General features: G+C 74.1%; 20 protein-coding genes, 1 pseudogene and 1 riboswitch. Of the genes and pseudogenes, 10 read left to right on the top strand and 11 right to left on the bottom strand.

Annotation, left to right across the window (positions count from 1 at the left end; translation table 11 throughout):
• Positions 1 to 171: 171 nt before the first annotated feature.
• Together ACIQ9G_RS19040 and ACIQ9G_RS19035 are read left to right on the top strand one after the other, a co-directional pair.
• Positions 172 to 1,548: an extracellular solute-binding protein gene (locus ACIQ9G_RS19040; protein ID WP_403610630.1), complete on the top strand. Its 1,377-nt coding sequence runs from the start codon at positions 172 to 174 to the stop codon at positions 1,546 to 1,548.
• Positions 1,549 to 1,996: 448 nt separating this feature from the next.
• A complete protein-coding gene (locus tag ACIQ9G_RS19035) occupies positions 1,997 to 3,340 on the top strand; it encodes a tetratricopeptide repeat protein (protein WP_403610627.1) in 1,344 nt (447 codons plus the stop codon).
• 16 nt (positions 3,341 to 3,356) lie between these two features.
• On the opposite strand, the gene ACIQ9G_RS19030 is transcribed toward ACIQ9G_RS19035, so the two are convergent.
• Positions 3,357 to 4,136, bottom strand: a complete 780-nt coding sequence (locus ACIQ9G_RS19030; RefSeq protein WP_403610625.1) for a hypothetical protein — start codon at positions 4,134 to 4,136, stop codon at positions 3,357 to 3,359.
• 198 nt (positions 4,137 to 4,334) lie between these two features.
• On the opposite strand from ACIQ9G_RS19030, the gene ACIQ9G_RS19025 reads away from it, so the two are divergent.
• Positions 4,335 to 5,330, top strand: coding sequence for a nucleoside hydrolase (locus tag ACIQ9G_RS19025; protein ID WP_403610622.1), 996 nt, complete (start codon positions 4,335 to 4,337; stop codon positions 5,328 to 5,330).
• Here the strand turns inward: ACIQ9G_RS19025 and ACIQ9G_RS19020 are convergent.
• Positions 5,323 to 6,452 (bottom strand): annotated as a pseudogene (locus ACIQ9G_RS19020) (HoxN/HupN/NixA family nickel/cobalt transporter). The gene ACIQ9G_RS19025 and the pseudogene ACIQ9G_RS19020 sit on opposite strands and share 8 nt — an antisense overlap.
• Positions 6,450 to 6,650: riboswitch (cobalamin riboswitch) on the bottom strand. (Overlaps the previous pseudogene by 3 nt.)
• Positions 6,651 to 6,730: 80 nt before the next feature.
• Here ACIQ9G_RS19020 and ACIQ9G_RS19015 point away from each other — a divergent pair.
• Both ACIQ9G_RS19015 and ACIQ9G_RS19010 read left to right on the top strand, forming a co-directional pair.
• The gene (locus ACIQ9G_RS19015; protein WP_403610619.1) at positions 6,731 to 7,105 is read left to right on the top strand and encodes an ArsR/SmtB family transcription factor; all 375 of its coding nucleotides are present in this window, start codon (positions 6,731 to 6,733) and stop codon (positions 7,103 to 7,105) included.
• A gap of 295 nt (positions 7,106 to 7,400) precedes the next feature.
• On the top strand, positions 7,401 to 9,092 hold the full coding sequence (locus ACIQ9G_RS19010) for a glycoside hydrolase family 13 protein (RefSeq protein WP_403610617.1): 1,692 nt from the start codon (positions 7,401 to 7,403) through the stop codon (positions 9,090 to 9,092).
• Between the two features lie 22 nt (positions 9,093 to 9,114).
• On the opposite strand, the gene ACIQ9G_RS19005 is transcribed toward ACIQ9G_RS19010, so the two are convergent.
• Entirely contained in the window at positions 9,115 to 9,846 is a 732-nt protein-coding gene (locus tag ACIQ9G_RS19005; protein WP_403610615.1) for a DUF4142 domain-containing protein, read from the bottom strand.
• Between the two features lie 265 nt (positions 9,847 to 10,111).
• On the opposite strand from ACIQ9G_RS19005, the gene grpE reads away from it, so the two are divergent.
• Positions 10,112 to 10,678, top strand: coding sequence for a nucleotide exchange factor GrpE (gene grpE / locus ACIQ9G_RS19000; protein WP_403610611.1), 567 nt, complete (start codon positions 10,112 to 10,114; stop codon positions 10,676 to 10,678).
• Positions 10,679 to 10,688: 10 nt separating this feature from the next.
• A complete protein-coding gene (locus tag ACIQ9G_RS18995) occupies positions 10,689 to 11,372 on the top strand; it encodes a DUF6445 family protein (protein WP_403610609.1) in 684 nt (227 codons plus the stop codon).
• A gap of 84 nt (positions 11,373 to 11,456) precedes the next feature.
• On the opposite strand, the gene ACIQ9G_RS18990 is transcribed toward ACIQ9G_RS18995, so the two are convergent.
• Complete coding sequence (locus ACIQ9G_RS18990; RefSeq protein WP_403610607.1) at positions 11,457 to 11,942, bottom strand: hypothetical protein; 486 nt, start codon at positions 11,940 to 11,942, stop codon at positions 11,457 to 11,459.
• 374 nt (positions 11,943 to 12,316) lie between these two features.
• On the opposite strand from ACIQ9G_RS18990, the gene ACIQ9G_RS18985 reads away from it, so the two are divergent.
• Positions 12,317 to 13,012, top strand: coding sequence for a type 1 glutamine amidotransferase domain-containing protein (locus ACIQ9G_RS18985; protein ID WP_403610604.1), 696 nt, complete (start codon positions 12,317 to 12,319; stop codon positions 13,010 to 13,012).
• Between the two features lie 160 nt (positions 13,013 to 13,172).
• Positions 13,173 to 14,063 carry an NAD(P)-dependent oxidoreductase gene (locus ACIQ9G_RS18980; protein ID WP_403610601.1) on the top strand — a complete coding sequence of 297 codons (891 nt, stop codon included), beginning with the start codon at positions 13,173 to 13,175 and terminating at the stop codon, positions 14,061 to 14,063.
• Between the two features lie 51 nt (positions 14,064 to 14,114).
• On the opposite strand, the gene ACIQ9G_RS18975 is transcribed toward ACIQ9G_RS18980, so the two are convergent.
• From ACIQ9G_RS18975 to ACIQ9G_RS18945, 7 genes are all read right to left on the bottom strand, one after another.
• Positions 14,115 to 15,134, bottom strand: a complete 1,020-nt coding sequence (locus ACIQ9G_RS18975; protein ID WP_403610598.1) for a hypothetical protein — start codon at positions 15,132 to 15,134, stop codon at positions 14,115 to 14,117.
• Between the two features lie 229 nt (positions 15,135 to 15,363).
• Positions 15,364 to 15,729 carry a hypothetical protein gene (locus tag ACIQ9G_RS18970; protein ID WP_403610596.1) on the bottom strand — a complete coding sequence of 122 codons (366 nt, stop codon included), beginning with the start codon at positions 15,727 to 15,729 and terminating at the stop codon, positions 15,364 to 15,366.
• 182 nt (positions 15,730 to 15,911) lie between these two features.
• Positions 15,912 to 16,721 carry a hypothetical protein gene (locus ACIQ9G_RS18965; protein WP_403611287.1) on the bottom strand — a complete coding sequence of 270 codons (810 nt, stop codon included), beginning with the start codon at positions 16,719 to 16,721 and terminating at the stop codon, positions 15,912 to 15,914.
• Between the two features lie 255 nt (positions 16,722 to 16,976).
• Positions 16,977 to 17,318 (bottom strand): hypothetical protein, encoded by a 342-nt coding sequence (locus ACIQ9G_RS18960; protein ID WP_403610593.1) that lies wholly within the window; start codon positions 17,316 to 17,318, stop codon positions 16,977 to 16,979.
• Between the two features lie 36 nt (positions 17,319 to 17,354).
• Entirely contained in the window at positions 17,355 to 19,976 is a 2,622-nt protein-coding gene (locus ACIQ9G_RS18955; protein ID WP_403610591.1) for a SpoIIE family protein phosphatase, read from the bottom strand.
• Positions 19,977 to 20,029: 53 nt separating this feature from the next.
• On the bottom strand, positions 20,030 to 21,223 hold the full coding sequence (locus ACIQ9G_RS18950) for a PP2C family protein-serine/threonine phosphatase (RefSeq protein ID WP_403610588.1): 1,194 nt from the start codon (positions 21,221 to 21,223) through the stop codon (positions 20,030 to 20,032).
• Positions 21,224 to 21,349: 126 nt separating this feature from the next.
• The gene (locus ACIQ9G_RS18945) at positions 21,350 to 23,041 is read right to left on the bottom strand and encodes an acetolactate synthase large subunit (RefSeq protein WP_403610585.1); all 1,692 of its coding nucleotides are present in this window, start codon (positions 23,039 to 23,041) and stop codon (positions 21,350 to 21,352) included.
• A gap of 242 nt (positions 23,042 to 23,283) precedes the next feature.
• On the opposite strand from ACIQ9G_RS18945, the gene ACIQ9G_RS18940 reads away from it, so the two are divergent.
• Positions 23,284 to 24,405 (top strand): RimK family alpha-L-glutamate ligase, encoded by a 1,122-nt coding sequence (locus ACIQ9G_RS18940; protein WP_403610583.1) that lies wholly within the window; start codon positions 23,284 to 23,286, stop codon positions 24,403 to 24,405.
• Positions 24,406 to 24,419 lie beyond the last annotated feature (14 nt).

The raw sequence follows: 24,419 nt of genomic DNA, 5'->3' as shown, positions 1-24,419 counted from the left end.
CCACCGACGCCACGAGGGCTGATGCCACAGCGGCTGACACCACGGCGACAGGTGTCACAGCGGCTGACACCACGGCGACTGATGCCACAGCGGCCGAAGACAGGGCGACTGGTGCCGCAGCGGCCGAAGACAGGGCGGCCCGAGCCACGCCGGCCGGTGTCCCTGCGGCTGATGGCGCGACGGCTCGCCCTGTCCGCGCTGCTGCCGCTGCTCGCGGTCGGCGCCTGCACCGGGCGGGGCCCGCAGGCGACGCAGACGCCCGCCGCCGACGTGCCCGGGGAGATCGTGGTGGCCAGCGGCCGGGACGTGACCGGCAAGAACGGCATCCGCGAGCAGCTCATCGACGCCTGGAACCAGCAACAGGCCAAGGAGCACTCGAACTTCACCGCCCGCCTGGTGGAACTGCCCGGCTCGGCCGACGAGCAGCGCAGCCAGCTGCTGGGCGCGCTGCAGTCGGGCAGCGCGAAGTACGACGTGGTGAACCTGGACGTGACATGGGTGCCGGAGTTCGCCGAGGCCGGGCTGATCCGCCCGCTGTCCGACCGGGCGGTCGACGCCGACGTGATCGCGTCGGTCGCCGGCACCGCCCGCTGGAAGGACAAGGTGTACGCGGTGCCGTTCAACAGCGACGTCGGGCTGCTCTACTACCGCAAGGACTACCTGCGCGAGGCGGGCGTCCAGCAGACCGCGCTCGGCGGCGGCACCGACTGGCAGGACCTGCTCAACCTGGGCGACGTCCTGAACACGCACCGGCCCAAGGGGTTCGAGAAGGCGTGGACCACGCAGCTGGCCGGGTACGAGGGCCGTACGGTCAACGCGATCGAGGCGTTCGCGTCGGCGACGAAGGACTTCGCGCTCACCGACGCCTCCGGCCACTACACCGGTGACGTCCAGGAGCTGAGCGACGGCATCGCGGAGCTGCGCGGGCGCACCGCGAAGCCGTACACCCTCGACGACGCCGTCGACTCCGACGAGGCCGCCTCGCTCAGCGACTTCGCGGACGGCCGCACCGCGTTCCTGAGGCACTGGCCGTACGCCTACCGCACGCTGTACCAGACCTTCACCGAGAAGCAGCTGGGCGTGGCGCCGCTGCCCGGCCGGGCGGTGCTCGGCGGGCAGAACCTGGCGGTGACCCGGGACTCGCAGCGGGCGGAGAAGGCGGCCGAGCTGATCACCTTCCTCACCAGCCCGGCGAGCGAACGCTGCCTGCTGGACGCGGGCTTCGCCGCGACGCGCACCTCGGCGTACGTGGACGACCACGTCACCTGCGCCTCCGCGCCCACCTCCGGGGCGAGCCCCTCGGCGTCGCCGACCGGCGAGAGTGCCGACCACATGCCCCGCGACCGGACGGGCCGCCCCCGCTACGCCCGCGGCATCCTGCTGCCGGCCCTGCGCGCGGCGGTGCGGCGGCCGAGCACCCCGCTCTACGGGGCCTTCACCCAGACGTTCACCGCTGAGCTGGGGGCCCTGTTCACCGACGACCCGCCGGGCGACGCGGAGCTGGCCGCCCGCCTGGACCGGGCCCTGCGCCGGGCCCTGCCGGACTAGGGCGCCCTCTTCGGGCTCGGGCCGGCCAGGACCCTCTTCGGGCTCGGGCCCGCCAGGCCCCGCGACCCCCGGCAAGATCCGGATGAGAGGCCCTAGCGGTGTCGATCCGCCTGGTGGGCGGCCGGTGCGGCGTCCGACGCGCGCGCGGGGCCGGCGTTGGCGGCGGTGATCAGGGCGGCCACGGCTATGACCGCCGCGCCGAATCCTCTGGCGTAACGTGCGGAGATGCGTCCATGGCGCGCGACAGTGCGTCCGGGCACGGCAACCGACCTCGCAGCGACAGTGATGGATTAAGCACGTTTAATGTGCTCCCCAACCTAGGGGGTCGGGAGGCCGAACCGGAAGGGGGCCCAAGGGAGTTGGGCGCCATCCGGCCGCCTCGTGCGGGCGCCTCGGCAGGCCCGCGGGACCGCTCGGTGTAAGTCTGCTTACTGGCATGATTAACCGCATGGCGAAGCGGGACGACCCGAAGACCATCGGGCGCAGGGTGCAGCGGCTGCGGCGCGAAAAAGGCCTCACCCAGCGGCAGTTGGCGGAGCCGGCGTACACGCCCGCCTACATCTCCACCCTGGAGGCCGGACGGGTGCGGCCCTCGGACGAGGCGCTCGGGCACCTCGCCGGCCGGCTCGGGGTCGCCTTCGACGAACTCGCCACCGGGCGCCCCGCCCACCTCGCCACCGACCTGCGGCTCAGGCTCGTCGAGGCACAGCGCGCCCTCGCCGCCGGGGAGACCGGGAAGGCGGCCGAGAGCTATGCGCGGCTGCTCGCGGAGGCCGAGGAGCACGAACTCGCCGACGTCCAGGCGGCGGCCCTGCTGGGGCTCGGCGAGTGCGCCCTGGAGGCCGGTGAACTGGAGGCCGGCCGGCAGCACTTCGAGCGGTCCGAGCGGGCCCTCGCCGACGCGCCGCTACCGGCCCGCGTGCCCGCCCTGCGCGGCCGCGCCGTCTCCCACTACCTGGCCGGCGAACTCCGGTACGCCGTCTACCTCCTCGAATCCGCCCTCGACGAGCTCAACCGGGGCGGACTGCACGACCCGGACGCGCTGCTCCTGCTGTACGCGAGCGTGATCGGGCCGTACATGGACATGGGGGCGCACGCGCGGGCGGCGCAGGCGGCGGAGTTCGCGCTGGCCCTGGCCCCGCAGGCGGGCGATCCGGCGCTGGTGGCCCGGATGCACCGCTCGGTCGCCCGCACCCTGCTGGCCGAGGGCCGGGTCGCCGAGGCCGACGCGTCGCTCGCCAGGGCCGCCGAGCTCTACCGCAGCCTCCAGCTGCGCACCGAACTGGCCAAATGCCACTGGATGCGCGGCTACGTCTGCGCGCAGAACGGCGAACTGGACCGGGCCGAGGATGAGTTGCGCTCCGCGAAGGCCATGCTCTCGGCCCGGCGGGCAGCGCTCTACACCAGTCAGGTCGTGGTCGAGCTGGCCGATGTGATGCACCGGCGCGGCAAGTCGGATGAGGCCGCGGCGCTGCTGCGCGACGTCCTCGGCGACCTCTCCTCCGAGCGAGGCGCCGTCCACGCGGCCGCCGCGCACCGGCTGCTCGGCATCATCGCGGAGGACGCCCGCGACACCGAGACCGCCGAGGAGCACTACGTCCGCGCGCTGAGCCTCCTGGAGCGGGCGGGCGCGGCCGGCGACCTGGCCGACCTGTGCCGCCTCCTCGGCGACCTGCTGCGCCGCACCGGCCGCGTCGAGGCCGCCCTGGACGCCTACCGCACCGGCCTGGGCCACCGCACGGCCCCCGGCACCACCACCCTGGGCCCGGCCCCCGCCCAGCCGCCCCTGTGAAGGGGGCCCGCCCCTCTCAGGCCTGCACCCGCGCCCGCCGGCGGATCTCCGACAGACGCTGGGCGCCCAGCTGGGCCGTCTGCGCGGTGGCGTCGGACGAGATGCCGCCGAGGGCGCCGTCGGTGAGGGTGATCGAGGTACCGCCGACCCGTACCGCGGCCACGTCCAGGGTGAGCACGGTCCGGTCGCCGTCGGAGTTCCTGCCGGTCAGCACCACCCGCAGTCCCTGGCGGGCGTCGCCGACGGCCGGCAGTTTGAGATCGGTGACCTCCACCCGCTGCGTGCCGGCCCGCGTGGTCGTCGCCGTGAACTGGGCGCAGGTCTCCGGCAGCTTCTTCAGCCAGGCCAGGGACCGGTCCACGTCCGCCGCCGGGCGGTCGAGGACCTGGTAGCGCAGCTGGGCCGCGTCGTCGCCGTTGTCGAAGGCGGCGACCGCGTGCGTCCCGGTCGGCGTGCCGAGCGGCTCGTCGGCGTAGAGGGCGTCGAGCAGGCGCTGGCAGTCGGGTGTCTCGGTGCTCGCCTTGAGCAGTCCGTCCCGCCAGGTCGCGGCGCCCTCGGTGGGCGCCCACGCCGAACCCAGGTCGGCCTGGGTGAGCAGGGCGGCCTGCGCCTGCGCGGCGGTCAGCGCGGACCCGGCCGGGGAGGCTGCGGGCGTGCGGGTGTCGGGTGCCGTCACCGGGGGCGGCTCGGCCTGCCCGGGCCCGACCGTGCACGCGGTCGTGGTGAGCAGGGCGGCGGCGGCGACCGTGGTCAGCGCGGCGGAGGCGGAGCGGGCGCGGGCCGGGGAGGGGGGCATGGCGGTGCCTCCAGACGTACGGACCTTGAGGGGCTGGGCTCAGTTCACGGCACCACCGGCGGCGCCCGCGCACCAGCGCGCCGGGCCGTCCGGGTGATCGTGTGAAAAGCACTCCATCGCCCCGGCGCGCGAGCCCCGGCGCGCGGTACCGCGAGACGGGAGTGGCACATAGGGTCGGTGCGACGGAAGGAGCCCGCCGTGACCGGTCAGCCCGTCCCCGTGGTGATCGACTGCGACACCGGCGTCGACGACGCCCTGGCCCTGCTGTTCGCCGTACGCCATCCGGGTCTCGACCTGCGCGCGGTCACCTGTGTCGCGGGGAACACGGACGTGGACCAGGTGGTGCGCAACACCCTGACCGTCCTGGACCAGGCGGGCGCCGGTGACGTGCCCGTCGCGCGCGGCGCCCGGCGCCCGCTGATCGAGCCGGCCCGGGGCGCGCACCACGTGCACGGCCGGGACGGCATGGGCGACCTCGGTCTGCCCGCGCCGGGCCGCCGTCCCGTCGACGTGGACGCGGTGGCGCTGCTGCGCCGGGAGATCATGGCGTCCGACCGTCCGGTCACCCTGGTCCCGACGGCCCCGCTGACGAACATCGCCCTGCTGCTGCGCACCCACCCGGAGGTGACGGGCAACATCGAGCGGATCGTGTTCATGGGCGGCGCGGTGGCCGTCGGGAACGCCACGGCGGTCGCCGAGTTCAACGTCTGGCACGACCCCGAGGCGGCGGCGATCCTGCTGACCGCCGGGGTGCCGATCACCATGTACGGCCTCGACGTGTTCGAGCGGGTGACCGTCCCGGCGGCGGACGTACGGCGGCTCCGGGAGAGCGCGGAGCCCGGCGCCCGGCTGGCCGGGCGGCTGCTGTCCCACCGCGACCCGGCGACCTACCAGACCCCCTCCGACACCCTCGGCGACGTCTGCGGCGGCCTCGGCGACGCGGGCGCGGTCTGCTCGGTCGCCGACCCGGCGGGACTGACCACCCACCGGCTGCCGGTGGAGGTGAACCTCGCGCCGGGCCCGGCCCGCGGGCAGACGGTCGTCGACCGCCGCCCGCGGCCGGGCGAGGCGGAACTGCACGGCGAGATGCGCGAACAGCCGCTGGTGGACGTGGCCCTGGACATCGACGTCGAGCGCTACGTGAAGCTGTATCTCACGACGGTCGAGAACGCTGCCCGGGCGGAGGCTAGTTGACGTCGGCCGCCGGGACCGCCCACCGCTGCTCCACCTTGGCCACCTTCCAGTACGACAGCGCCGCCGCCCACACCACGACGAACAGGCCCACGATGACGTAGCCGACGTTGTCCAGGTCCAGCCCGGCGATCCAGCCGGTGACGTCGTCGCGCAGGTCGAGCTTGTCGTGCAGCACACCGACCAGCTCGATCGTGCCGATGAAGAAGGCGACGGCGATCGACAGGCCGGTGATGGTGAGGTTGTAGAACACCTTGCGGACGGGGTTCGAGAACGCCCACTGGTAGGCGAAGTTCATGAACGTGCCGTCGAGGGTGTCGAACAGGCTCATGCCCGCGGCGAACAGCAGCGGCAGGCAGAGGATCGCGTACCAGGGCAGTCCGGCCGCCGCCCCCGAGCCCGCCATCACCATCAGCGTGACCTCGGTGGCGGTGTCGAAGCCGAGGCCGAACAGGAAGCCCAGGGGGAACATCTGGCCGGGCCGGCTGACAGACCTGGTCAGCCGGCCGAGGACGCGGTTCATGAAGCCGCGGGAGTTCAGGTGCTCTTCGAGCTCCCGCTCGTCGTAGGTGCCCGCCCGCATCGCCCGGAAGACCTTGAGGATGCCGATCAGGGCGACCAGGTTGAGGGCGGCGATCAGGTAGAGGAACGTACCCGAGACGGTCGTCCCCATGAAGCCGAGGACCTGGTGGGTGCGCGAGCCCTGGTCCATGACCTTTCCGGCGAGCTGGGTGCCGCCCGCGATCAGTACGGAGAGCACGACGACCACACTGGAGTGGCCCAGGGCGAACCAGAATCCGACCGACACCGGCCGCTTGCCGTCGGCCATCAGCTTGCGGGTGGTGTTGTCGATGGCGGCGATGTGGTCGGCGTCGAAGGCGTGCCGCATACCGAGGGTGTAGGCGGTCACGCCGAGGCCGATGCCGAAGGCCTGGGAGCCGACCACGTAGTGCCCGGGCACGACGAGGAGGAACAGCACGCCGAAGGCCACGACGTGCAGCACGGCGATGACGGCCATCAGGCCGGCGGTCTTGAGGGTGTCCTCCCGGCGCCAGCGGAAGGACGGCGTCGGGGCAGGGTCGGGCAGGGTCATCCGGTATCACGCTCCAGCACCTCGTGGATCACTTCGTGAGCTGCCGTGGCCGGTCTCCTGGCTTACGGGTCGTGCGTCCGCCGTCCCTGCCTTCCCGGTCGTGCGACCAGTGGCCCGGCGTGAGCCGGACGGAACGGGAACTCCCCGATCACAGTGGCGAGGGCCGCTCCGGCATGGGCCCCTGAAGGGCCGTCACCGGCTTCCCGAACACCACGGCCCGCCCACCGTAGGGCCGTGCGCGGTTCCCTGCATAGCTGCGCACCTGGGCAGGTATGGAAGATCACACGGGGGTGCCTGCGAGGATGACGCCATGCATCTCGTCCCCGCGGACCGCGCAGACCGCCGCACGATCGACGGCCACCGGGTGTGCGACGCCATCGCCGCGATCGGCGATGCCGGCCACGTCCGTGCCTGGGCCGACCGTTTCTCCCTGCTCGCCGACCCCAAGCGGCTCGCCCTGCTGCTGGCCCTGCACCGCACCGGCCCGCTCGCCGTCTCCGACCTCGCGATCGCCACGGGCATGAACGACCCGGCCGTCTCGCAGGCCCTGCGGCTGCTGCGCGCGGCGGGGGCCGTGGAGGGGGACAAGGAGGGGCGCGTGGTGCGCTACCGGATCGTCGACCCGCAGGTGCGGCAGCTGCTGCAGCACTGCGTGGCGGACACGGGCCGACCCGGCGCGCGCTGACGCGGGGTGCGGTGCGCCGGCCCGAGGTGCGGTGAACCGGCGCGCCGATCCGAGGTGCGCTGGTCCGGCGCGCTGGTCCGGCGCGCTGGTCCGGCGCGCTGGTCCGGCGCGCGGGTCCGAGGTGCGGTGATCCGGCGCGCGCCGGCCCCGCGTCCGTCGATCCGGCGTGCGCCGGTCCGGCGCGGGCGCGTGCCGTTCGGCGCACCAACTCCGCTTTGCCCGAACGGGTTTCACTTTTCCGGCGAGGTGGACAGAGTCGTACGTGACGCTCGTACGCAGCCGAAGAGGAGAAAGCGTGACCGACCGCACCACCACGCACGACTCCCCGCCCGACCTCTCGTCCCGCGACCCCGACTGGTGGCGGCAGGCCGTCGTCTACCAGGTCTACCCCCGCAGCTTCGCCGACGCCGACGGCGACGGACTCGGCGACATCCGGGGCATCACCCAGCGGCTGGCCCATCTCGCCGCGCTCGGCGTCGACGCCCTGTGGCTCAGCCCCTTCTACCCGTCCGAACTGGCCGACGGCGGCTACGACGTCGCCGACCACCGGGACGTCGACCCGCGCCTGGGGACCCTCGACGACTTCGACGCCATGGTCGCCGAGGCGCACCGGCTGGGCCTGAAGGTGATCGCCGACATCGTGCCCAACCACACCTCGCGGCAGCACCGCTGGTTCGAGGAGGCGCTGCGGGCCGGCCCGGGATCCCCGGCCCGGGACCGGTACGTCTTCCGCGACGGCCGGGGTGAGCACGGCGAACTCCCGCCCACCGACTGGCAGTCCGTCTTCGGCGGCAGCGCGTGGCGGCGGGTGCCCGACGGGCAGTGGTACCTGCACCTGTTCGCACCCGAACAGCCCGACCTGAACTGGCAGAACGAGGAGGTCCGCGCCGACTTCCGCACCACGCTGAGGTTCTGGTCCGACCGCGGGGTCGACGGCTTCCGCGTGGACGTCGCGCACGCCCTGGTCAAGGACCTCGACGAGCCGCTGCGGGACCTCGGCGACATCGGCGCCACCGGCGAGGACGCGCTGCTGCGGGTACCGCCCGGCAGCCACCCCTACTACGACCGGGACGAGGTGCACGAGGTCTACCGCGACTGGCGGAAGATCTTCGACGCCTACACCCCGCCCCGCACGGCGGTCGCGGAGGCCTGGGTACCGGGCGACCGGCGTGTGCTGTACGCCCGCCCGGACGAACTCGGCCAGGCCTTCAACTTCGAGTACCTGCGGGCCGGATGGGACGCCGGTGAGCTGCGCCAGGTCATCACCGAGTCGCTGCGCACCGCGCGCGCCGCGGGGGCGTCGGCCACCTGGGTGCTGTCCAACCACGACGTCGTCCGGCACACCTCCCGCCTGATGCTTCCGCCCGGCACCGACGACAACGCCTGGCTGCTGTCCGGCGGCCGCGCCCCGGCGGTCGACGCGGCGGCGGGGTTGCGCCGGGCCCGCGCGGCGACGCTGCTGATGCTCGCCCTGCCCGGTTCGGCCTACGTCTACCAGGGCGAGGAACTCGGCCTGCCCGAGGTGGCCGACCTGCCCACGGAGCTGCTCCAGGACCCGATCTGGGAGCAGACCGGGCGTGTCCGCAAGGGCCGCGACGGCTGCCGGGTGCCGCTGCCGTGGACGATCGGGGGACCGTCGTACGGCTTCGGGGCGGGCGCCGCCTGGCTGCCGCAGCCGGACGGCTTCGGCGTGTACGCCGTCGAGGCGCAGGACGGTGCGGAGGGCTCGACCCTGGAGCTGTACCGCACGGCCCTGCGGCTGCGCCGCAAGCTGCTCGAGGGTGAGTCGCTGACCTGGGCGGAGGACGCCCCGGCCGGGGTGCTGCGGTTCGCCCGGTCCGACGGCTGGCGGTGTGTCACCAACCTGTCGGACCGGCCGGTCGCGCTGCCGGCGGGCGAGGTGCTGCTGAGCAGCGCCCCGCTGGACGACGGCCGGCTGGGCCCGGACACGACCGTCTGGCTCGGCCCGGGCCTCTCCGTGGGCTGATCCGGGGGAAGGGACCTGGTTCTCATCCCACCGTCGGACTCGGGGCGCCGTTCTGGCCGGGGTTCTCGCCCGGCAGGACCGGCGGCCTGGTGGTGCTGTTCACCGGTGGGGTGAGGACGACCTCGGGCTGGCCCGGGGGCGGGGGCGGCGGGGTCAGGTCCGTGCTGGGCAGCTGCGGCGGGGTGGTCTGCTGGAAGAGGACCTGGTCGAAGTCGACCAGGCCGGTCTGTTCCATGACCGTGATGTGGTCCAGCACCGTGTCGTTGGCCTGGTCGGCCAGGGTCCGCACCAGGGTGTTCTTCGTGGTCGAGCGGATCTTCGCGATCGTGTTGAAGATCGAGCCGTGCGTGATGCGCAGGATGTTGGCGAAGTCCGTGTCGAACTGCTTGCCCTGGTCCGCGGCCAGCTTGCTGACGAAGCCCTGCTGCTGGGGGCTGGCCACGTTGGGGATCGCGATGTTGAGCATGGGAGCGATCTTGCGGCAGCTGGCGTCCAGGGCCGCGTGCCCGTCGATCAGGTGTTTGCTCGCGGTGATGACCGCGTTGCTCTGCCCCTTCTTCAGGCCCATCTGCCCCACGGGGTACTCCCACAGTCCGGCCGCGCGCACCTTGACCACGAAGTCCCGGTCCCCTTCGGTCAGCGGCCCCCACTGCGTCTGGGCGATGACGCGCGAGGGGTCGGTGGAGACCTTGGTGACCCCGAGCATGGACGGATAGGCGAGCGCGACGAGAGTCAGGCTGAGAGCTCCGCCCACGAAGAGAGTTCCCGTCGCGTTCCGCGAAAAGCGCACCGTGCCTCCTGCCCGGTCGTGGATCCGCCGGCGGGCGGTTCGGACACCCAGGAGTACGGACGCGGGAGCGCACGGCGCCCCTCGTTCAGGTAAAGAGTTGGTAAAGTGTGCGCGCATGGGGGCCGGTTGCGCCGCCGCCCGGATGTGACCCGGGGGCGCTCGGGTTTTACTCGGCAGAGGGGCCGATCGGGGCCGCGAGCGCAGGCCACGGGTTGCGGGAGGTGACCGGATGCCGACGCGCGACGGAAGGCCGGACACGTCCGCGGAGCCGGCGGAGACGGCGGCGCTGCGGCGCCTGCTGGAGGAGCGCACCGCGGATCTGCAGCGGGTGAAGGCGGAGTACGACAACTACCGCAAGCGGGTGCGGCGGGACCGGCTGGCCGTGCGCGAGATCGCGGCGGTGAACGTGCTGCGCACCCTGCTGCCGGTGCTGGACGCCGTCGGCAGGGCGGACACGCACGAACCCTCCACGCCGGGTCTGCGGGACATCGCCGGCGCGCTCCGGGAAGGGCTCGGCGCCCTCGGCGTACGGGCGTTCGGCGCGGTCGGCGACCCCTTCGACCCGGCGTGCCACGACGCCCTGACGCACCACGTCTCCCCGGGCGCCGGCCCACTCGTCTGCTCGGCGGTCCTCCGCCCCGGCTACCGCCTCGGCGACCAGCTGCTCCGCCCGGCCCACGTCGAGGTGACGGGCCCCGCGCAGGCCCCCGCAAAGCCGCCGATGACCGTACGCGGGGCCAAGGTTGAGGGAATGTTGACCGCTTCCGGGGAGAGCCCCGAGGAGGGCCCGGTCTAGATTCGGCGCCATGCCCCCACAGCCCCCCGGCGTGCCCGCCGCGCTGCCCGTCCTGCCCTATCGCAAGCCCACCGAGGGCCGTGACTACTGGGTGCTGGACGACGTCCTGCCCGACGTGGAGGCCGTCCGGCAGCGGTGCCTGACCAGGGACGACTGGGTCAGGGGCCACCCGTACACCACGGAGAGCTGGCCCGGGATGCGGACGATGCCCGGCCTGGAGCCCGCCGAACTGGCCCGTGTCGAACGGCTGGTGAAGAAGGCCACCGGCGCGCGGGAGCTGTGGGTGCAGCGGACGCCCGGCGGTGGCACCCTCAACCACAACTGCGTCCAGGTCGTCGGCGAGGGCGAGAGCGAGCCCCGGCCGCACACCGACTCCCGTGCCCTGTGCCGGTACGCGGCCGTGCTCTACCTCAACCCCACCGTCCCCAAGGACTGCGGGACCGGCTTCTACCGGCAGTCCCTGCCCGGCGGGCGGCTCGGCGGCAATGTCGTCCGGGCCCCGCACACCAACCTCGTCGAGGCCCTCGGCACCCGGTTCGTCGCACCCGGCGCCTTCACCGAGGACGTCCGCGTGCCGCACCGGGCCAACCGGCTGCTGCTCTACCACGCCAACCTGGTGCACAGCGCGACCGGTTACACCGGGCGGACACTGGAGGAGAAGCGGATGACGGCGGTCTTCTTCTGGATGGCGTGACCTTCGGGGCGGCCCGGCCTTCGGGACCGCCCGGAAACTTCGGGACGGCCCGACCGGCGGGGCCCTCCGGCCGCCGCGGCGGGGTCAGTACCGCAGCGCGGTGCCCACCTCCGCCTTCACCTGGCCGGACAGCTTGTGGGTGCTGCGGGCGGTGCCGTTCGCCGACTTGCCGGACGGGACGTCGTGGAGGGTCACCACGACCGTGTCGAGCAGGTTGCCGCCGGAGTCCTTGTAGTTGACCTGAACGGCGAAGGACTTGGTGGAGTCCGCGGAGTTGGTGACCGCAATGGGGACCGTGGTGCGCCCGGCGGAGTCCGTCGTCGGCGCCCCGAGCTTGACCGAACTCCTCGCGTCGACGCCGCCCTTGGCCTCGTCGAGCCGGTGGCCCGCCTCCGCGGTCGCCGACGCCAGCGCTTCGTTGGCCTGCGAGGCGAGGGACGAGGCGGCGGAGGCCGCCTTGCTCACGGACTCCGACGGGCTGCCGGTGTTGTCGGAGCAGCCGGTCAGCCCCACGGCCACGGCCGCCGCCAGCGCCGCGCCCGTCGTCCAGCGTGCCGGGTGACCGGCCATGTCGCCTCCCACTGCTCGTGCGGTGACCCCTGCGCCGCGAGCCGGCGGGAGGGGTGGTTCGTCAGTTCCAGTGAAGGGCCGCGGGCGGGCCCCCGCACGCGGGCGTCACCCGTCCGGGCCCGCCCCCGTGGTGGCGCGGGACGCACGGCCGGATGGTCGTAGGGGGGCGGCGCCCGGATGCCGCCCGTGGCCGCCGTCCGAGGCCGTCGCACGCGGCGGTCGCCCGGCCGCCGCGTCGGGCCGTCCCGCGCGGCCGCGCACGCACACATCGAAGTTCCGATGGCAGGAATCGGACCTTCTATTGGCTCGCCGGCGGCGGGCGATCCTACCGTCGGGATCCTCGCCCCCGTGACCGTCCGAGGAGAGCTACGACCATGGCGAAGATCCTGTTCCTGATGACCGCCGCCGACCAGTGGACCCTGGCCGACGGCAGCAAGCACCGCACCGGCTTCTGGGCCGAGGAGGCGGTCGTCCCCTTCGAGGCGTTCAAGTCCGCGGGCCACGAGGTCACCGTGGCCACCCCGGGCGGCGCGGTCCCGCCGGTCGACCCGGCCAGCCTGAGCCCCGATGCCGCCGGTGGCGCCGAGGAGGCCGCCCGGCTGCGGCAGGTGATCGACACCGCCCCCGAGTTCGCGGCCCCCGCCGCGCTGTCCGACGTCCGCCTGGAGGACTACGACGCCCTGTACGTCCCCGGCGGCCACGGCCCGATGGAGGACCTGGCGGTCGACGCCGACTCCGGCCGCCTCCTCACGAGCGCGGTGCAGAGCGGCCTGCCGGTCGGCGTGGTGTGCCACGGCCCGGCCGCCCTGCTGGCGGCGGTGCGGGAGGACGGCACCAACGCCTACGCCGGGTACCGCGTCACCGCCTTCACCAACGCCGAGGAGCGGATGGCGGGCAACGCCGAGCGGGCCAAGTGGCTGCTGCAGGACCGGCTCACCGAGGCGGGCCTGAAGGTGGAGACGGGGGAGGCGTGGGCGCCGCACGTCGAGACCGACCGCAACGTCGTCACCGGCCAGAACCCGGCGTCCTCCGCGCCCCTCGCCCAGGAACTGCTGAAGAAGCTGGGCTGAGCCAAGGGGGCGCGCCGGCCGGGGCGCGCGCACGGCCGGGCCGCGCTCCTCAGGGGGCGTGGCCCGGCCGGCTCCGGGAAGGCTCGGACCTGACCGGGCGCGTCGACCGGACGCGCCGGGCCGCCCCACCACCCACCGCACGGATCAGGAAGCCGACGACATGACCGACACCCTCACCGTGAGCGTCCTGGGCACCGGGATCATGGGTTCCGCGATGGCCCGGAACCTGCTGAAGGCCGGACACACCGTCCGGGTCTGGAACCGCACCCGCGCCAAGGCCGAGCCGCTCGCCGCCGACGGAGCGCGGATCGCGGACACGCCCGCCGAGGCGGTGCGGGACGCCGACGTCGTCCTCACCATGCTCTACGACGGCGGCACGGTGCTGGAGGTCATGCGCGAGGCCGCCCCCGCCCTGCGCTCCGGCGCCCTCTGGGTCCAGTCGACCACCGTCGGCCTGGACTCCGTCGAGGAACTGGCCGGCCTCGCCCGCGACCACGCGCTCGTCTTCTACGACGCACCGGTGCTCGGCACCCGCCAGCCCGCGGAGGCCGGACAGCTGACCGTCCTGGCCGCGGGCCCTGCCGAGCACCGCGACGCGGTCGCCCCGGTCTTCGACGCGGTCGGCGCCCGCACGGTGTGGACGGGCGAGGACGGCGCGGCGGCCGGTGCCACCCGGCTGAAGCTGGTGGCCAACAGCTGGGTGGTCGCGGTCACCGCCGCGGCCGGTGAGGTCCTCGCCCTGGCCGGGGCGCTCGGCGTGGACCCGCAGGACTTCTTCGGCCTCATCGCCGACGGACCGCTCGACATGGGGTACCTGCGCGCCAAGGCGGCCCTCGTGCTGGAGGACCGGCTGTCCCCGGCGAGCTTCGCGGTGGCGACCGCCGAGAAGGACGCCCGCCTCATCGTCGAGGCCGGCGAACGGCACGGGGTCCGCCTCGACGTGGCCGCCGCGAGCGCGGAACGCTTCGCCCGCGCCGCCGCCCAGGGCCACGCCGACGAGGACATGGCCGCGGCGTACTTCGCGAGCTTCGACGACAAGCCGGCCGGCTGAGCGGGGGGCCGCCCCGGCCGGGCGGCCCCGCACCGGTCCGGGGCGGCGCGGTCAGCCCAGGCAGACCACGAGCAGGCAGAGCTGGGACGGCGACGTCGGGTCGGTCGTGGGGCTCGTCTGCGTCGACCCGGACCCGGACGTGGAGGTCGAACCCGAACCGGACTGCGACCCCGATCCCGTCGCGGTCCCGGATCCCGAGGTCGAGCCGGTGCTGTCGGAGCCGGTGGGCGCGGTGGACGGCTGGGTCGCCGTGCCGGACCCGCCGGAGGCCGTGCCGCCGCTGGACGAGGAGAGGCTCCCCGTCCCCTGGGCGCTCGACGTCGTACCGGCCGAGCCGCCCGCTGCCGTACGTCCCGTCGTGGGAGCCGCCGTGCGGAGTGCGGCGGAGTCCGGATGGACGTCCGGTGCCGTGGAGCCCTGCGGCGCGGGAGCGGACCGCCCGTGCGTGCGCCCGTCCGTCCGCCGCGGTGCGGAGGAGGCGGGGGACGACTGCCGGGCGTCGGGGCGCGGCGAGTCCGGGAGGACGTGCTGCGGCGGCAGGTCGCCCACGGAGCCCGCGTTCGCGGAGTCGGGTGCCGAGGCCGCCTGGGCCCGGTCGCCGGTGTGCTGGGCCATCGAGGCGAGGGTCAGGCCGCCGCCCACCATGGCGACGGCGGTCGCGACCAGGGCCCGCCGCTGCGTCTTCTTCCAGCGGGCCAGCCGGCGGCGCCGGGCCGCCCGCCCCATCCGCGCGGGCGCCACGCCCACGACGCCGGCCTCGCCGCGCGGAGCCCCGTCCACGCCGTGCGGGGCGTCCGTGTCGTGCACGGCGTCCATGCCGTTCATGCCGTCCATGCCGGGTGCGTAGTGCACGCCGGCCGGAGTGGGCGGGCCGTCCGGGCGGCGGCCGCTGTGCCACTCGCCCGAGGCCGTGACCTCCCACCCGGCGGCCGGGCCCGCCGCCGCGCCGGCCGATGCCAGCGGGGCGCGGGCCGTGGCGACGGGGGGAGCTATGTCCGGGGCGTAGGCGCCGCACCCGGGGCACACCAGGGCGCCGTTGAGATACCGGCGACACGAGGAGCAGTAGTCCATCCGCGGTCTTCCTGAGTCGACACGCCGTCGGCCCCGCCGGGGCCGTGGCCTGAACACGCTCGCACGTGGAACCGAGCGGCCAGTCACGCTAACGAGCCTTTCGAAAGACGCGGTGCAGCCTCTGTGACGCTGTTGCGCGGATTCTTCGCAAACCTCGCGCAGATGTGACCTGCTCGGGGCGGCAGCGCCGCGCCGGGCCCGTCGGGCGCGGTCCGCCCGGCGGGTTCGGTCAGGCGCGGTCGGTCAGCTCCTCGGCGTACACCTGCGACAGCGGCTGGGGACCGACGTACTGCCGGCAGTTGCACTCACCGGCCTCGAAGCGCAGCGGCTTCTTGTTCTCGTCCCAGGCGGTGGGCACCTCCACCCGCTCGTGGCACCGGCCCGTCTTGTCGTGCTTGGCCAGGTGATGGGTGCAGCCGCACACCGGCTCCGGCGGCTTGTGCGCCGCCTCCACGGCCAGGCGTTCCGACTTCGCGGCCTCCAGCCGCTCCATCCTGCGCTCGTGCCGGTTGCGCAGAGCGGTCCGTGCGGTGTCCGCGAGCCATGCGAAGCCACCTGTCCAGAACAGGATGAGCACCCACCAGAACCAGTCCATCGGTCATCCTTCCCCCGGTACGGCGGCGACCCGGTGCGGTCGCCGCGCGGCACCCGTGCCGGTCAATGCACCGGGGCCCGGACTTCAGCATAGGCAGCGGGAGTTGGGGCCGACAGGGGTGAGCGCCGAGCTTCGAGTGCCGGCTTCGAGTGCCGGGCCCCGAGTACCGCGGGCCGGGCCGGTCACGGCTCCCGGGCCGGCTGCGGCAGTGCGTGGGACTGATCACCGCCCAGGGTCGCCACGGGCTGCGCGGATACGGACACGGGTGCGGGCACCGGTACCGGCGCCGCCGGTACGAACGCCGCCCGGCCGAGCAGCCGGCTCGGGAGGTCCCCGGGGAGCAGCCGCCTCGGGCGGTGCCCGTGGAGCAGGCCCAGCACGACCGCGGCGGCCACGGCGATCAGGTGCTCGCGGCCGGCCAGGTTGGGCACGGCGATCGACTCCCACACCATCGACCCGCCGGTCAGGACGAAAACGACCGGGGCGCGCCGGACCACCGCGATGTAGGTGAACAGGCCCACCACGGCGGCGGACGGACCGGTGTCGAGGACCTGCCCGATCTCGGGCGGCAGCCCCAGCCCCCACCGGCCCGGCCCGATCGCCAGCATCACCCGCACGGTCAGCGTCCCGGCCAGCGTGGTCGCGTACGCCACCACCAGCGTCCTGGCCCGGCCCAGGGCGAGTTCGGCCAGCGCGAACGCCAGGAACAGCTGGGTGATGCCCGCCCACACCGGCAGGTCCAGGGCCGGCACGTACAGCGAGACCGGGGTGCGCAGCAGCGCCAGCCACAGCGGCAGGTCGGCCTTGACCCCGCCGAGCAGCCGCACCGCCACCTCACCGGCCGGCCGCTGCGCCACCGCGTGGAAGAAGATCACGCCGAAGGCGGCCACGAACGCGAGCACCAGCCCGGACAGCCCCCGGCGCACGAGCTGCCGCACCGGGTCGACGACGATGCCGTGCCACTCGTCGCGCAGGGTCCGGCCGACGAACAGCCCGGCCCGCGCCAGAAGGTCACGCGGCCGCTCTCCCCCGGCGCCGAGGCGCCGCCGTGCTCCTCGGAGCAATTCCCCCACCCACCGTGCCACACCCGTATGGACCGCGATCCTGCCCAGTGCGTTGCCCGGCCGCTCCCGGGCGGCCCCCCGGTCCATGATCTTCCGTACAGCGCGCCGCGACAACACCCCGTGCGGCGCCGGGTCCGGCACCGGTCCGTCGGGAAGCCGCGTGCGGCCGACGGGCGCGTGCGGTCAGCGGGGCGTGGGTGGCGGGTCGGCCAGCGCCTTCTCCGCCACTTCGGGGGGTGCCGCCGCGGCGAGCCGGAGGGCCCTGCTCTCCGCGGCCTGGCGCGACCGCTCCGCGTCCCGTCGCGCCGAATGGCTCACCTGTACGCCGAAGTAGGCGCCGACGACGGAGCCCACGACGCCGGTGACGCCGGAGAACATGCCGGCCACATTGCCCCGGCCGACCAGGCCGACGGCCAGGATGTAGCAGACCAGGACCACGGCGAGGCCGGCGATCACCACCCACAGTCCGTAGACCCAGCGCCAGGAGTCGGGAGAGGTTTGGGACGAACGCGGTGAGGTGGTCATCTGCTCACCTTCTTCCGTACGGGCGGTGCGGGGGGATCATCCGCCGGGCAGGTCGATCTCCGCCCAGATCGTCTTTCCGGCGGCATGGGGGCGCGTCCCCCACCGCTCGGCGAACTGGGCGACGAGCAGCAGGCCGCGCCCGCCCTCGTCGAAGGTGCGGGCCCGCCGCAGGTGCGGGGCGCTGCTGCTGCAGTCGGACACCTCGCAGATCAGCGCGGTGGCCGCGTGGATCAGCCGCAGCTGGATGGGCGGCTGCCCGTAGCGGATCGCGTTCGTGACGAGTTCGCTGACCACCAGTTCGGCGGTGAAGGACACCTCCTCCAGCCGCCACTCCGTCAGCCGGGCGAGGACCGCGGCACGGGCGTCGGCGACCGCCGCCGGGTCGGACGGCAGGTCCCAGGTGGCCACATGGCCGGCGTCGAGCGCCCGGGTGCGGGCGACCAGCAGCGCCACGTCGTCGCGGGGCTGGGCCGGGAGCAGCGTCTCGATCAGGTCGTCGCAGATGGTCTCCAGCGGCCGGTCGGCCCGCCGCTCCAGGCACTGGCGCAGCAGCGCCAGGCCGTGGCCCAGATCGTGCTTGGCCCCTTCGACGAGACCGTCCGTGTAGAGGACGAGGAGGCTGCCCCGGGGCAGCTCCCACTCGATGGTCTCGAAGGGCAGGCCGCCCACGCCCAGCGGAGGGCCGGGCGGTACGTCGACGAAGTCCGCCGATTCGTCGCCGGTGACGACGGCGGGCGGCGGATGGCCCGCGGTGGCGGCGGTGCAGCGGCGCGAGACCGGGTCGTAGACCACGTACAGGCAGGTGGCGATGAGCGCCGTGGAGAGGTCGAGGTCGGCCCCGCGGGCGGGCCCGGCCCCCTGCTCCTGCTCCGGTTCCGCGGAGGCGTCCTCCTCCGCGGCCAGATGGGTGATCAGGTCGTCGAGGTGGGTGAGGAGTTCGTCGGGCGGGAGGTCGACGTCGGCCAGTGTGCGGACCGCGGTCCGCAGGCGGCCCATGGTGGCCGAGGCCCGCAGGCCGTGGCCCACCACGTCGCCCACGACCAGGGCGACCCGGGCACCCGACAGCGGGATCACGTCGAACCAGTCCCCGCCCAGCCCGGCGCGGGTGCGGGCCGGGAGGTAGCGGTAGGCGACCTGCACCGCCTCCTGGGCGGCGAGGCGGCGCGGGAGCAGGCTGCGCTGCAGGGCGAGGGCGGTGTCGCGTTCGAGGGTGTAGCGCCGGGCGTTGTCCACGGCCACGGCGGCGCGCGCGCCGATCTCCTCGGCCAGCAGCAGGTCGTCCTCCTCGAACGGGTCCTGGCGCCGGTGGCGGACGAGCACCGCCACGCCGAGGGTGATGCCGCGGGCGCGCAGCGGGATGACCATGACCGAGTGGATCCCGAACGTCCGGACCACCCCGGAGCGCGCCGGGTCCGCCTCCTGCCAGGCCTGGACGGACTTGTCGATCGTGCTGTGCAGCGAGGGCCGGCCGGTGACCAGGCACCGGACGGGGGGAGCGGCCTCGGGGTAGTGGTCCACGTCTCCCGGCTGGATCACCGCCTCGGGCGCCCCGGGCAGCACGGACTGCTGCGCGACGCGGCGCAGGGCGACGGTGCCCGGGGAGGGGGACCGCGGCTCGACGCCCCGGAACAGGGAGTCCAGCAGGTCGATGGTGACGAAGTCGGCGAGCCGGCCCACCGCCAGGTCGGCCATCTCCTGGGCCGTGCGCATCACGTCCAGCGTGCTGCCCACCTGGGCGCTGACGTCGTTCAGCAGCGCGAGCCGCTCCCGGGCCCGGAACTGCTCGGTCACGTCGAGCGCGGAGAGCTGCACGTGCCGCACCCGCCCCGACGGGCTCCTGATCGGGGACACGGTGATGGACCAGGCCCGCTCGGACGCTTCCGGCCGCGCTCGTCCCCGTATCTGGAACTGCTCCGGTGCGCCGGTCTCCAGCACCCGGCGCATACCGTTCTCGGTCGTCCGGCAGACGTGGGGCGGCAGGATGTCGGTGACCCGCAGCCCGCGTATCCGCTCCTCGCTCATCCCCAGCTCGCGCACGGCCCCGGCGCTCGCCCGCAGGGCCCGCAGCCCGGAGTCGAAGACCATCACGGGCAGATGGCACTGCGTGAACGCCTCGTCCGCGGCGAAGGTCTCGACGTCCTCCGGCTCCGGCTGTCCTCCCTCGGTCCCGTCCGTCTCCGGCTGTTCCGTCTCCGGCCGTTCCGGCTCCGGCTGTTCCGTCGTCGGCCGTTCCGGCTCCGGCCGTTCCGGCTCCGGCTGTCCCCCCTCGGTCTGTTCCGTCTCCGGGGACGGTGCCGAGACCACGACCAGCTGCTGTGCGTTGCCCACGCCGTCGAAGGACGGGTAGACCCGCAGCCGCACCTCGACCCGGCGGCCGTCCCGGTGCCGCAGCACGGTCGTCCCGCGCCGCACCCCGTCGGCGGCGTGCTCCCCGAGCACCGCGCGGAAGCCCCGCTCGACGTCCACGTCCGAGCCGAACAGACGGACCACGGGACGCCCCACGACTTCCTGGTGCGGATAGCCGAGCAGGCGCTCGGCGCCCGCGCTCCAGCCGGTCACGAGCCCCTGGTCGTCGACGACGGCCGTGGCCGCGGCCACCGGGTCCGGGAGCGGTCCGGAACCGCTTCCGGGTGGGGTGCCACCGTGCATGTCGATCATCGCCCGTTCCGACCTCGCCGCGTCGACCCCGTACCTCCTCGCGTACCTCACTTCTACCGTCCTTCGCCGCCGCCCGCGCGTCGTGACCCCGCGCCGCCCTTCGCGGGGTGGGGGCAGAGCTCGGCGCTCTCCGGGAGCCGGTCGACGAGGATCATGGCGACGTCGTCCGCGAGCGAGTCCTCGGTGTGCCGGAGCAACCGCTGGTGCAGCTGCTCCAGGAACTCCTCGGGACCGTGGGCGCGCACCGCCTCCATGGCCTCGGGCAGCGGGAAGAAGATGTCGGAGCTGTCGCGTGCCTCCACCACGCCGTCGGTGTGCAGGAGCAGCCGGTCGCCCGGCGCGAACGGATGGCGCTCGGTGCCGGCGGGCGGGCCGGACAGCAGGTCCTCCAGACCCAGCGGCGGCATCGGCACCCGGGGGGCGAGGGGCCGGGCCCTGCCCTCGTGCAGCAGCAGGGGAGGCGGATGCCCGCGGTTGACCAGCTCGACCTCGGACGTGCTCGACACCTGGGCGACGACCGTGGTGACGAAGCACTCCGCCCGGTACTCCTCGTCGTGGTCGGCGGTGGCGCACTCCCGGCGCAGGGCGGCCGCGCAGTGGTCGATGACCTCGACCAGGTCGCGCTCGTAGTGGACGGTCTCCCGGAACGCGCCCAGCACCGCCGCGGCCGCCTGCACCGCGGGCAGCCCCTTCCCCCGGACGTCGCCCACGATCAACCGGACCCCGTACCGGGTCTGCACCGCCTCGTACAGATCACCGCCGATCTGCGCCCCGGCCTCGGCCGCGAGGTAGATGCTGGCGGCCCGCAGCGGGCCCAGCCGGGGGCACACGGGCCGCAGCAGGACCAGCTGCGCGGCTTCCGCGATACGGCGGATCTGGTCGAGCTCGTTCTTCCTGCGCGTCCGCATGAGGTTGCTTATGGTGACGGACGCGACGGACACCACGAACAGGCCCAGCATGTTGCTGTACACCTGCTCGCCGGCCCACGAGTGGTGCAGCGTGGCGGACGTGCTGGTGACCGCCAGGGCGCCGGTGGCCGCCGACAGGGTGCCCACCGGGCCCATGGTCAGCGCGGCGAGCGGCGGCATCGCGGTGAGGAGCGGCCCGGTGTAGACGAAGTGCGCCGGTGAGAGTTCGATGCCCAGACCGACGAGTACGACCGCGAAGGGTACGCACTGCTCGACTCTGAGAAGGACCCGGCCGTGACCGCCCGCCGCGGATCCGGGAGTACCACGGAGCCACCGCATGACAACAGCGTCCCTCTCCGCCTCCTGATGGTCCACCCACGCCCCGCGTCCCACGCGCCCGAACCGGGCCGCCGCCCCCGGTGCGGCCCCGTGCGGCCCCCGGGGACCGGCCGGGTCGCCGCCGGGTCAGAACGGGCCGCTGAGACTGCCCAGCCGGTCGGTCAGGCGCAGGTTCTCGGCGTAGTCGACGGGACAGGCGATCACGGAGACCGCGTCGTCGGTGAGGGCGCGGCGCAGCACGGGCAGCAGCTGGTCGGCGCTCTCGATCGCGTAGCCGCGGGCGCCGAAGCTCTCGGCGTAGGCGACCAGGTCCGGGTTGGTGAAACGGGTGTGGCTGTGGCGGCCGAGTTCGAGTTCCATCTTCCAGGTGATCAGGCCGTACTCCTGGTCGACCAGGACGAGGACGACCAGCGGGACGCCTTCGCGTACGGCGGTCTCCAGTTCCTGGGAGTTCATCAGGAACGAGCCGTCGCCCATCATCGCCAGGACGCGCCGGTCCGGCCGGGCGAGCTTGGCGGCGATGGCGCCCGGCAGCGCGAAGCCCATGGTGGACAGGCCGTTGGAGACCAGGCAGGTGTTCGGCTCGTAGGTGGGGTAGAGGCGGGCCATCCACATCTTTCCGGCGCCGGTGTCGGCGAGCACGACGTCGTGGCGGTCGAGCGCGGTGCGGACGTCGGCCACCACGCGCTGCGGCACCAGGGGGAACGCGTCGCTCTCGCGCCCGTAGCGGAGTTCGTCGTCGAGCAGCGTGCGGATCTTCCCGCTGCTCACCGGGTCGTAGGCGAGCTCGTCGGGCAGTGCCGCCGCGAGCGCGTCCAGCGCCAGTGAGGGGTCGCCCTCGACGCCCACCGCGACCGGGTAGTGGGTGTCCACCTCGGCGGGGAAGCGGTGCACGTGGACGATCCGCTTGTCGCCGTTCGGGTTGATCTTCGCCGGGTCGAACTCCTGGATCTCGTAGCCCACACAGACCAGCACGTCGGCCGCGTCGAAGCCGAAGTTGCCGTAGTCGTGGCGCATGAAGCCGACCGCGCCGAGGGCGCTCGGGTGGTCGTCGGGGAAGACGCCCTTGGCGTGGAACGTGGTCGCGACCGGGATGCCGAGCCGCTCGGCGAACCGTACGAGGGCGTCGCCCGCCCCGGCCCGGGTGGCGCCGTGACCGGCCAGCACGACCGGGTGCCGTGCGGCGGTGAGCACCTCGGCGGCCCGCGCGATCTGGGTGAGGGACGGCGCGTCGGCGTGCACCGTGTCGATCTGGAGGGGCGCCAGCGGCTCGGCGGGGTGCTCGGCCTCGATGTCCTCCGGCACCGCCAGGAACACGGCGCCGGGGCGTTCGCTCTCGGCGGTCTTGAACGCCTTGCGCGTCATCTCCGGCACCGCGTCCGGGCACTCGACGCGCGCCGCCCACCGGGTGACCGGAGCGAACATCGACACCAGGTCGATGACCTGGTGCGACTCCTTGTGCATACGGCGCAGGGAGCCCTGGGCGGCCAGGGCGACCATCGGCGTGCTGTTGGTGGTGGCGTCCGCGGTGCCGAGGAGCAGATTGATCGCGCCGGGCCCCAGCGTGGCCGAGCACACGCCGGCCCGTCCGGTCAGCCGGCCGTAGATCTCCGCCATGAAGGAGGCGGCCTGCTCGTGGCGCACCAGGACGTACCGGATCCCGGAGCCGTTCAGCGCGTCGACGAAGCGGATGTTCTCCTCACCGGGGATCCCGAAGACGTACTCGACGCCCTCGGCGCGCAGACAGCGCACCAGCAGGTGCGCGACGTCCTCGTCCGCTGCCGTGTTCCGCGACCCGGTCGCGTCGTCGGTGCCCATGGGACGAACGTAGGCATGCCCGCCGGGCCCGGCCACTTGTCGGCGTCCGGTCGGGCGGGGGCCGGTGGGTGGGGCACCGTGGTGGACGGGCGCGTCGGGGCGGGTGGTGGCGCACCGTGGCGGACGACCGCGCCGGCAGCGCCCACGGGGCGGCACCCGCGGGCCGCCGAGATGCGGCCGTCGGCGCGATGTGCTGCTCTGGGGAGACCCCCCTCGACCGGTCCCGGACGGCGGAGACGGCCATGCTGACAGTGGGCACCTTTCTGCCGCCCGCCCCCCGCGGCGGAACGCCGGCGCCGGCCGCTCGCGCGGAGATCGGCAGGATCCCGGCCGACGACCACGCGCTGCTGATGGACCTGCTGGCGACCCTCCCTGACGTCGAGTTCGCGCACGGCCTGGACATCCGCCGCTCATGCGTCCGCGACGGCAGGGTGTACTGCGGCGAGGTCTGCCTCAACGACCTCGACCTCTACGTCTGGCACGCCTGGACGGCCCGGGACCCCTGCGGCTACACCCTGGAGGCGCTGCGCACACTGAGCCTGGACGTCCCCGTCGTCCCCGACCCGGATCGCTTCGCGACGGGCCTGGACAAGTACCGGGCGCACCTGCGGCTGTCCCGGGCCGGCCTCCCGGTCCCCGACACGATCCTCCTCGACCGCCGCGACACGGCGGCGGCCGCCCCGGTCCTCGCCGAGTGGGGCCGCGCCCTGCTGAAACCCCGGCTCGGCTCGTACGGCCGGGGAGTCCTGCTGATCGAGGACTTCGCCACCCTGCGGGACCTGGCGGGCTACCTCGACAGCACCGTCGCGGCCGGCACGGAGAGCACGTTCCTGCTGGAGCGCTTCTGCCCCCACCGCGGTCCCGCGGACTGGGTCGGCACCACCCTCGTCAACGGCACGCTGATGTACGGCTACCGCAAGCGCGCTCACCGTTTCACCCGGATGTCCACCGGCGCCTGGAAGGTGTACGACCCGGAGGCCGTCGGCGGCGACGTCGACGCCTGCGACGTCCCCCCGGCACACGCCCGCCTCGCGCGGCTCGCCCAGCGGGCCCTGGGCCTGCCGCTGGTCGGCTTCGATCTGATCCGGAGCGAGGGGCGGCCCGTCATCGTGGACGAGAACACCTTCCCCGGCTTCTACCCCGATCTCTTCGCCGCCGCGGGACGCTCGCTCGGCCGCGAACTCTTCGGCCTCGTGAAGGACTCGGTCGCCGGTCTGATCGCGGAGCGGGCCGAGGCGCCCGAGGCGGCACGGCGGACGCACCTCGACGGCGAGCCCGCGGGGCCCGGCGCCCGGGGAGGGAAGCCCCGGAGAACGGCGGACGGCGTGCCCGCGAGAGTCTCCGGAGAGTCCACGTCCACGTGAATCCCGGCGCGGGT

The sequence above is a fragment of the Streptomyces sp. NPDC096152 genome (assembly GCF_044763235.1).
Classification (GTDB): Bacteria; Actinomycetota; Actinomycetes; order Streptomycetales; family Streptomycetaceae; genus Streptomyces.
Note: the sequence above shows the minus strand (reverse complement) of the source record. Positions and strands in the feature narration are given on the sequence as shown.

Excerpts from the sequence above, each read along its gene's own strand:
- ACIQ9G_RS18950 (WP_403610588.1), bottom strand. The coding sequence starts at position 21,223 with ATGCGGTGGCTCCGTGGTACTCCCGGATCCGCGGCGGGCGGTCACGGC.
- ACIQ9G_RS18940 (WP_403610583.1), top strand. The coding sequence starts at position 23,284 with ATGCTGACAGTGGGCACCTTTCTGCCGCCCGCCCCCCGCGGCGGAACG.
- ACIQ9G_RS18975 (WP_403610598.1), bottom strand. The coding sequence starts at position 15,134 with ATGGACTACTGCTCCTCGTGTCGCCGGTATCTCAACGGCGCCCTGGTG.
- ACIQ9G_RS18990 (WP_403610607.1), bottom strand. The coding sequence starts at position 11,942 with ATGGCCGGTCACCCGGCACGCTGGACGACGGGCGCGGCGCTGGCGGCG.
- ACIQ9G_RS19035 (WP_403610627.1), top strand. The coding sequence starts at position 1,997 with ATGGCGAAGCGGGACGACCCGAAGACCATCGGGCGCAGGGTGCAGCGG.
- grpE (WP_403610611.1), top strand. The coding sequence starts at position 10,112 with ATGCCGACGCGCGACGGAAGGCCGGACACGTCCGCGGAGCCGGCGGAG.
- ACIQ9G_RS18955 (WP_403610591.1), bottom strand. The coding sequence starts at position 19,976 with ATGATCGACATGCACGGTGGCACCCCACCCGGAAGCGGTTCCGGACCG.
- ACIQ9G_RS19030 (WP_403610625.1), bottom strand. The coding sequence starts at position 4,136 with ATGCCCCCCTCCCCGGCCCGCGCCCGCTCCGCCTCCGCCGCGCTGACC.
- ACIQ9G_RS18985 (WP_403610604.1), top strand. The coding sequence starts at position 12,317 with ATGGCGAAGATCCTGTTCCTGATGACCGCCGCCGACCAGTGGACCCTG.
- ACIQ9G_RS18960 (WP_403610593.1), bottom strand. The coding sequence starts at position 17,318 with ATGACCACCTCACCGCGTTCGTCCCAAACCTCTCCCGACTCCTGGCGC.
- ACIQ9G_RS19015 (WP_403610619.1), top strand. The coding sequence starts at position 6,731 with ATGCATCTCGTCCCCGCGGACCGCGCAGACCGCCGCACGATCGACGGC.
- ACIQ9G_RS18970 (WP_403610596.1), bottom strand. The coding sequence starts at position 15,729 with ATGGACTGGTTCTGGTGGGTGCTCATCCTGTTCTGGACAGGTGGCTTC.
- ACIQ9G_RS19040 (WP_403610630.1), top strand. The coding sequence starts at position 172 with ATGGCGCGACGGCTCGCCCTGTCCGCGCTGCTGCCGCTGCTCGCGGTC.
- ACIQ9G_RS18995 (WP_403610609.1), top strand. The coding sequence starts at position 10,689 with ATGCCCCCACAGCCCCCCGGCGTGCCCGCCGCGCTGCCCGTCCTGCCC.
- ACIQ9G_RS18945 (WP_403610585.1), bottom strand. The coding sequence starts at position 23,041 with ATGGGCACCGACGACGCGACCGGGTCGCGGAACACGGCAGCGGACGAG.
- ACIQ9G_RS18980 (WP_403610601.1), top strand. The coding sequence starts at position 13,173 with ATGACCGACACCCTCACCGTGAGCGTCCTGGGCACCGGGATCATGGGT.